Source organism: Streptomyces sp. NPDC005784, from assembly GCF_042871525.1.
GTDB lineage: Bacteria > Actinomycetota > Actinomycetes > Streptomycetales > Streptomycetaceae > Streptomyces.
In genome coordinates this window covers 556,546-564,290 of the sequence record NZ_JBIAIQ010000003.1, presented here as the reverse complement: position 1 = coordinate 564,290, position 7,745 = coordinate 556,546, and the positions used below count along the sequence as shown (strand labels likewise).

Below are 7,745 nucleotides of genomic sequence, written 5' to 3'. Positions count from 1 at the left end.
GTGATGCCCTCCTGGGCCGGCACGGACAGGGTCACGATCTGCATGTTGACCTTGCGCAACCGGTCCACGAAGGGCACGACCATGGTGAAGCCGGGCGGGCGGACCTCTCCCGCGAGCCGTCCGAGGCGGAGCACGACCCCGCGTTCGTACTGCTTGACGACCCTCGCACCGGCCGCGACATAGACCACACCGGCGGAAGCGGTCACCGCGATCGCCGCGATGAGTTCCTGGATCATCAGGACCACCTTCCGGGTCGCCCGATTTACCTGACATTTCCACTTTACGTCGCGGAAGCGCGGTCCTTGCCGGGCCTGCCCGCGGGGAAGAGGGCAGGCGGGGCGCCAGGAAGAACGTTCGGTGGAGTGCCTGGAACCGGGCCCAGTGGAGGGCGGGCGGGGGTGGTGACACCCGCTCCTCGCGGGGCGGATCCGCAAGGAGGACGGATCCTAGGATCCCCCGCCCTCCACGAGCACCTTGGCGTCGCGGGCGAGCGCGGTCAGGCGGGAGATCGCGCGGAAGTACTTCTTGCGGTAGCCGCCGTTCAGCATCTCCTCGCTGAACAGCCGGTCGAAGGGCATTCCGGAGGCGAGGACCGGCACCTCGCGGTCGTACAGCCGGTCGGCGAGCACGACGAGCCGCAGCGCCGTCGACTGGTCCGGGACGGGCTGGACGTCGGTGAGGCAGACCGCCCTGATCCCGTCGGTCAGCGCGCCGTACCGGCTGGGGTGGACGCGCGCCAGGTGGTCCAGCAGATGCGGGAAGTCGTCCAGGGACGCGCCGTCGGTGGCGTACGCGGCCTTGGTGACCTGCTCGTCGGAGAACGGGGCGGGCGCCTCGGGCAGCCCGCGGTGGCGGTAGTCCTCACCGTCGATGCGCAGCGGGCGGAATCGAGCCGACAGGCCCTGGATCTCCCGCAGGAAGTCGGCGGACGCGAACCGGCCCTCACCGAGCTTGCCCGGAAGCGTGTTCGAAGTGGCCGCGAGTGCGACACCCGCGTCGACCAGCTTGCCGAGGAGTGTGGAGACGAGGACGGTGTCGCCCGGGTCGTCGAGTTCGAATTCGTCGATGCACAGGAGGCGGTGCCCGGAGAGGGTCTGCACGGTCTTCTGGAAGCCGAGCGCGCCGACCAGGTTCGTCAGCTCCACGAAGGTGCCGAACGCCTTGAGCGAGGGCTCCGCCGGGGTCGCGTGCCACAAGGAGGCGAGGAGGTGGGTCTTGCCGACGCCGTAGCCGCCGTCCAGGTAGACACCCCGCGGGCCGGCCGGAGTCTTCGGGGCCCTGCCGAAGCCGAACAGCCTCCGCTTGGGGGCGCCGATGGCGTGGGCCCCGCCGAGCCCGCCGGCGAAGTTTTCGAGGATGCCCACGGCCTCGGTCTGGCTCGGCTGGTTCGGGTCCGGGATGTACGTGGCGAAGCGGACCGAGTCGAAGCGCGGCGGCGGCACCATCTCGGCGACGAGCCGGTCGGCGGGGACGTGCGGCTCGCGGGCGCACAGGGACAGGGGGGCCGCTTCGGCTATCGGGTCGATCGCGGAGGCGGTGGAGGTGGACGACACGGTTCCCCACTCTATGCGCCGTGCCACACTGCACGGATGCGACGCCTGTTCCCTGTGACCTACGAAACAGCAGCCCAGGCCTCCGCCCAGGCCTCCGCCGAGGCCTCCGCGACGGATGTGGCGGAGCGCGAGTGGGAGCTCGGTGAACTCGCGGAGGCGTACGCCTACCCCGAGGTCCGGGAGCCCTGGCTGCGGGCCAACATGGTGTCGACGCTCGACGGCGCCGCCCAGCACGACGGGCGCTCGCAGCCCATTTCCAACGCCACCGACATGCGGATCTTCGGTGTCCTCAGGGGGCTCGCGGATGTCGTGGTCGTGGGAGCGGAAACGGTGCGGCAGGAGGGATACCGGCCGGCACGCGCGCGTGAGGCCTTCGCTGCTCTCCGGGAGGCCGCCGGGCAGGGCCCCGCGCCCGCGATCGCGGTGGTCACGGCGAGCCTCGACCTTGACTTCTCGCTGCCGCTCTTCACCTCGCCCCTGGTGCCCACGCTGGTGCTGACCGGTGCCGCGGCCGCCCCGGACCGCATCGCGGCGGCCGAGCGGGCGGGCGCGCAGGTGGTGATCGCCGGGGACGGCACGGGGATCGATCCCGCCCGCGCCGTACGGGCCCTGGGCGACCTCGGGTACACCAGGCTGCTGACCGAGGGAGGGCCCCGGCTGCTGGGCCAGCTGATCGCGGCCGGTGTGCTGGACGAGATGTGCCTGACGCTGGCCCCGATGCTCGCCGCGGGCGACGCGCAGCGGATCGCCGGAGGACCCTCGGTGCCGGTCCCGCGGCAGTTCGAACTAGTGTCTTTGCTGGAAGAGGCCGGGTTCCTGTACAGCCGATACCGTCGGCCCTGACCGGCGGACGGAACAGTCGGTTCCGTTTATCTTCCGCCGGGCACACTAAATCGCGCAGTACCCGTGCGATCACGGGGCAGGATGGTTTCCGCAGGGGCCGGGACGGCCCACGGACGAGAAGGGCGCCTGTCGTGTTCACAAGCGTATTGATGATCGAGAAGGCCCTGACGTCCGCCGACGTGGAGTTCGTCACGACCTTGCACGGTGACGAGGCGGTCGCCTTCCACGTGCTGCTCCAGCCCCGGGGCGACCAGGCGGACCGGCTGCTGCGGGCCATCGACGACGTAGCGCTCGGCGAGATCGACGAGGCGACACGCGAGGGCAGGACGCCCGAGGGCGAGGCGGCCGCCAGTCAGGGCGAGCAGGCGCTGGAGGTGTCGCTGCTGGCTCTGCGCGCGTCCGGCAGCACGGCCGAGGGACGGCTCATCGAGGACCACCCGCTCGACGCGCTGAAAGGCCTGGTCGACGAGGTGGAGGCCGATGAGGTCATCGTGCTGACCGACCCCCACTACGTGGAGGAGTTCTTCCACCGCGACTGGGCCTCCCGGGCCCGCCACAAGGTCGGCGTGCCGGTGCTGAAGCTGTTCTCGCACAGCAAGGTGTGAGCCGGCTCCGGATTCCGGGCCCCGTGCGACGCGTGAGTGCGGCGCGGTGCCGAGCCCCCGGGCGTGAGTGGCGTACCCCTGAGTCCCGGGGCCGGGGGGTACGCCCCGGGTGGTCGGGGCGCGTCCGCCGGTGTCCCTTGTGAGGCGCTGTCCGCCGCACCCAATAGGCTGGGTCCGCGTTCTCTTCGGGAGAGCGCGCCCACCTTCGTACCGGATCTTGGGGAGATACACGCATGGCACCCGGCCTTCCTACCGCGATGGACCGACCGCACTTCATCGGCATCGGCGGCGCCGGGATGTCGGGCATCGCGAAGATCCTCGCGCAGCGCGGAGCCCAGGTGGCGGGCAGCGACGCGAAGGAGTCCGCCACCGCCGAGGCCCTGCGCGCGCTGGGCGCCACGGTGCACATCGGGCACGCGGCCGACCACCTCGCCCCTGACGCCACCTGTGTCGTGGTCTCCTCCGCGATCCGCGCGGACAACCCGGAGCTCGCCCGCGCCGCCGAACTCGGTATCCCGGTGGTCCACCGCTCGGACGCCCTCGCCCGCCTGATGGACGGCCTGCGCCCGATCGCGGTCGCGGGCACCCACGGCAAGACGACCACCACGTCGATGCTGGCCGTGTCCCTGTCGTCGCTCGGCCTCTCCCCGTCGTACGCCATCGGCGGCGACCTCGACGCCCCCGGTTCGAACGCCCTGCACGGCGAGGGCGAGATCTTCGTCGCCGAGGCCGACGAGTCGGACCGCAGCTTCCACAAGTACGCGCCCGAGGTCGCGATCATCCTCAACGTCGAGCTCGACCACCACGCCAACTACGCGTCCATGGAAGAGATCTACGAGTCCTTCGAGACGTTCGTGGGCCGCGTCACCGAGGGCGGCACGCTGGTGATCTCCGCGGACCACGAGGGCGCCCGCGAGCTGACCCGCCGGGTCACGGGCCGTGACGTGCGCGTGGTGACGTACGGCGATGCCGCCGACGCGGACGTCCGGGTGCTCTCCGTGGTCCCGCAGGGCCTGAAGAGCGAGGTGACGGTCCTGCTGGACGGCGCCGAGCTGACCTTCGCGGTCTCGGTCCCCGGCCGCCACTACGCGCACAACGCGGTGGCGGCACTGGCCGCGGGTGTCGCCCTGGGCATCCCGGCCGCCGAGCTGGCCCCCGCGCTCGCCTCCTACACCGGCGTCAAGCGCCGCCTCCAGCTGAAGGGCGAGGCGGCCGGCGTCCAGGTCGTCGACTCCTACGCGCACCACCCGACCGAGATGACCGCCGACCTGGAGGCCATGCGGGCCGGCGCCTCGGGCCGCATCCTCGTGGTCTTCCAGCCGCACCTGTTCTCCCGCACCCAGGAGCTGGGCAAGGAGATGGGCGAGGCCCTGGCGCTGGCGGACGCCTCGGTCGTCCTGGACATCTACCCGGCCCGCGAGGACCCGATCCCCGGTGTCACCAGCGAGCTGATCCTCCAGGCCGCACGGGCCGCCGGCGCCGATGTGACCCCGGTCCACGACAAGGCCGAGGTGCCGTCCGTCGTCGCGGGAATGACGAAGCCCGGTGATCTCGTTCTCACCATGGGCGCGGGCGACGTGACGGATCTCGGACCGGAGATCCTCGCCCGGCTGTCCGAGTGACCGTGGCCCCCAGTGGGCCTCCTTGAGCGTGAGGGGTTGAGCTTCATGTCGTACGACATCGAAAAGCCGGACGAGCAGTGGCGCGCGGAGCTGACCCCGGCCGAGTACACGGTGCTGCGCAAGGCGGGCACCGAGCCCGCCTTCACCGGTGAGTACACCGACACCAAGACGACGGGTGTCTACTCCTGTCGCGCCTGCGGCGCCGAACTCTTCACCTCCACGGAGAAGTTCGAGTCGCACTGCGGCTGGCCGTCCTTCTACGACCCGAAGGACTCCGACGCGGTCGAGCTGATCCAGGACAGCTCGCACGGCATGGTGCGCACCGAGGTGCGGTGCGCGCGCTGCGGATCGCACCTCGGGCATGTCTTCGAGGGCGAGGGGTACGCGACGCCGACGGATCAGCGGTACTGCATCAACTCGATCTCGTTGCGGTTGGCTCCGGACGAGACGTGAGGATTTGAGAGCAGGTGAAGCGGGGTCGGCTCCAGCCAGGGCCGACCCCGTCGCTGTCTTCCGGTGCTGGATCCGTCGGCAGCCCGTGATCACGGTCGGGCCGGAGTCGATCGCGTTGTCAGTCCCCTCTGCCACTATCCCGCCATGCTGTACGACGCCTTGGTGGCCGAATCCCGTAGGAACGACTCACTCGACGACGTGAGGTCCGCCGCGCTCGACCGGGTCCGCTGGCTCGTCGACCTCCTGGAACGTCAGCGGACCGAGTTCCGGCGATCCATCTACGACGACCACCGGCGATACGAGGCGGCAGGGGCGGCGACCCGGGCCGAGATCGACGGGCGGCTCGCGGTCTGCGCGGACGAGGAGGGCAGGGCCGCGATCCTGTGCCTCATACTGGCCGCCTGCCTCGACGACACGAGCTTGTGGCAGTACGACGCCGAGATCGGGCCTCTGATCTCCCGGGTGCGCGGCTGGACGCCCGACGAGATCGCGGTGATGCTGCTCCGCGCCACCGAGTACGGCATGGGCTTCTGGTTCGCCGATTCGCTGGGGCTGGTGCTGAACGCCGCCGGCCGACTCGACGCCGACGGCCGCCGTGCTGTCATGCCCTGGCTGCGGCACGCACACACGGAACTCATGGAAACCACTGTCGACGCGCGCCTGCGCGCGTCGCTCGCCCAGCGCCTCCGCGCGCTGCTCGCGAGCGTGGACGAGGCGCACATCCCCGAGGGACTGATCCCCGCATACGCTCCCTGGGCCTCCCCGCTGAGCGACCGTGCGAAGACCTCTCCGACTCCGGAACTGGCTGGTTTCGTGCGGCACTTGGCGAGCCTGTCGGGGCCGCGCCCCACGCAGAGGTGGCGGCGGACGTGCCTCGAACTCGCGGACGCGGCGTCGGCGCGGGACCTCGTGGCCGACGTCCTACGGGCGCTGGCCGAGGACGATCCGCTGTGCAGCGGGGGAAGCGGTGCGCACACCGGCCTGCCCCACGGCGATCACTGCTACCACTACGTCGTCCACCGGAACGACGGTGACCTGGCGCGCGGCGTCGTCTGGGCGGCCGCGCTGACCGGCGGACCGGCCGCGGTGCGGCACCTCGACGCGCTCGCCGTCCGGACCGGCCGTCTCGGAACCGGCGTGATCGAGGACATCAAGCTCGCGGGCGCGGCGATCAACGCGCTGGCCGAGACCGGCGATCCGGCCTCTCTGGAGGTCCTGTGGCGGTTGCGGTCCCGGATCAAGCACCGGGCTCTGCGCAAGCAGCTCGACACCGCGCTGGTGACGGCAGCCGGGAAGCAGGGCATCACGGCGGAGCAGCTCATCGAGCGCAGCGTGCCGGACCACGGCCTGGCGCCGGACGGTTCGCTGGCACGGGAGTTGGGCGGACACCGGGTCCGGGTGGCGATCGAGGAAGCGGCGGCCGTGCGGCTCACCTTCACGCGCCCCGACGGAGGGACGTCCCGCACGGCTCCGGCGGCGGTGAAGGACGGCTTCCCGGACGAGCTCAAGGAGTTGAAGGCCCTGGCCAAGGAGGTGCGGGCGACGCTGTCCGGTGAGCGGGCCCGCGTCGAGGCGCTGATGTCGGCCGGGCGCGAGTGGCCGTACGACGAGTGGTGCCGCCACTACCGCGACCATCCGGTCACCGGGGGTCTCGTCCGCGGCCTGATCTGGGAGTTCCAGGACACGGACGGCACACGGCGTGCGGTGGCACCGACGGCCGAGCCGCCCGGACGGCCCGAGCGCGTCCGGTTGTGGCATCCCATCCGGGCGTCGACGGACGACATCAGGGCGTGGCGGGAGCGGCTCCTCGCCGAACGACTGCGGCAGCCGTTCAAACAGGCCTTCCGGGAGATCTACCTGCTCACCCCGGCGGAGGAGGAGACCGGTGTCTACTCCAACCGGTTCGCCGCCCACATCGTCCACTACCGGCAGCTCTACGCGCTGTTCAAGGAACGCGGCTGGCAGGCCAACTTCCTCGGCCGGCACGACGGCGGCTACGACGGGGAGGCACGGGCCGAGTTCGGCGACGGCGAGTGGCGGGCCTGCTTCCACCACGAGCCCGCCGCGGACGACGACGGCAGCGGCTACACGCCCGAGCACGCCGCGACGGACCAGGTCCGATTCGAGCGGCGGGACGGCCGGCGTTGGCGGGAGGTCCCGCTGGCGGAGGTGCCCCCGCTGGTGTTCAGCGAGGCGATGCGCGACGTGGACCTCTTCGTCGGCGTGACCTCGATCGCCGCCGATCCCGACTGGACCGACCGGGGCGGGGACCGCTACGCCGGGTACTGGCGGACGGCCACGTTCGGTGCGCTGACGGCGAGCGCCGAGGTCCGCCGCGACGCCCTGGAACGGATCCTGCCGCGCCTGAAGATCGCCGGCCGGTGCACGCTCGACGGCCGCTTCCTGATCGTCCGCGGTGAGCTGCGCACGTACAAGATCCACCTGGGCTCGGCCAACATCCTGATGCAGCCGGACGACAGCTACCTGTGCATCGTCCCGGCGCGGCGCTCGGGGGACGGCAAGGTGTTCCTGCCGTTCGAGGACGACCGGCTCTCCCTGATCCTCAGCAAGGCGTTTCTGCTCGCCGCCGACACCGAGATCACCGACGAGTCCATCCTCAGGCAGATCAAGCGAGGTGCCTGATGGCCATCGCGACGTTCCGGGAGGAG

At 71.3% G+C, this 7,745-nt stretch carries 7 protein-coding genes; 5 read left to right on the top strand and 2 right to left on the bottom strand.

All coding sequences use genetic code 11. The features are described 5' to 3' along the window. Both ACFYR3_RS07915 and zapE read right to left on the bottom strand, forming a co-directional pair. Nucleotides 1–236 (bottom strand): SPFH domain-containing protein (locus ACFYR3_RS07915; protein WP_355840019.1); only part of this gene is annotated, 236 nt, incomplete at its 3' end. Nucleotides 237–446: 210 nt separating this feature from the next. After that, nucleotides 447–1,553 (bottom strand): cell division protein ZapE, encoded by a 1,107-nt coding sequence (zapE, locus tag ACFYR3_RS07910; RefSeq protein WP_355840021.1) that lies wholly within the window; start codon nt 1,551–1,553, stop codon nt 447–449. 36 nt (nt 1,554–1,589) lie between these two features. Between zapE and ACFYR3_RS07905 the strand changes: the two genes are divergently transcribed. From ACFYR3_RS07905 to ACFYR3_RS07885, 5 genes are all read left to right on the top strand, one after another. After that, nucleotides 1,590–2,396, top strand: coding sequence for a pyrimidine reductase family protein (locus ACFYR3_RS07905; RefSeq protein WP_389282005.1), 807 nt, complete (start codon nt 1,590–1,592; stop codon nt 2,394–2,396). 131 nt (nt 2,397–2,527) lie between these two features. After that, nucleotides 2,528–3,001 (top strand): indole-3-glycerol phosphate synthase, encoded by a 474-nt coding sequence (locus tag ACFYR3_RS07900; protein ID WP_389282003.1) that lies wholly within the window; start codon nt 2,528–2,530, stop codon nt 2,999–3,001. 233 nt (nt 3,002–3,234) lie between these two features. Further along, nucleotides 3,235–4,623 carry a UDP-N-acetylmuramate--L-alanine ligase gene (murC, locus tag ACFYR3_RS07895; protein ID WP_355840024.1) on the top strand — a complete coding sequence of 463 codons (1,389 nt, stop codon included), beginning with the start codon at nt 3,235–3,237 and terminating at the stop codon, nt 4,621–4,623. Between the two features lie 45 nt (nt 4,624–4,668). Continuing rightward, the gene (gene msrB / locus ACFYR3_RS07890; RefSeq protein ID WP_355840025.1) at nt 4,669–5,076 is read left to right on the top strand and encodes a peptide-methionine (R)-S-oxide reductase MsrB; all 408 of its coding nucleotides are present in this window, start codon (nt 4,669–4,671) and stop codon (nt 5,074–5,076) included. Between the two features lie 144 nt (nt 5,077–5,220). Then, the gene (locus ACFYR3_RS07885) at nt 5,221–7,719 is read left to right on the top strand and encodes a DUF4132 domain-containing protein (protein WP_389282001.1); all 2,499 of its coding nucleotides are present in this window, start codon (nt 5,221–5,223) and stop codon (nt 7,717–7,719) included. Nucleotides 7,720–7,745: the final 26 nt, after the last annotated feature.

Excerpts from the sequence above, each read along its gene's own strand:
- ACFYR3_RS07905 (WP_389282005.1), top strand. The coding sequence starts at position 1,590 with ATGCGACGCCTGTTCCCTGTGACCTACGAAACAGCAGCCCAGGCCTCC.
- murC (WP_355840024.1), top strand. The coding sequence starts at position 3,235 with ATGGCACCCGGCCTTCCTACCGCGATGGACCGACCGCACTTCATCGGC.
- msrB (WP_355840025.1), top strand. The coding sequence starts at position 4,669 with ATGTCGTACGACATCGAAAAGCCGGACGAGCAGTGGCGCGCGGAGCTG.
- ACFYR3_RS07885 (WP_389282001.1), top strand. The coding sequence starts at position 5,221 with ATGCTGTACGACGCCTTGGTGGCCGAATCCCGTAGGAACGACTCACTC.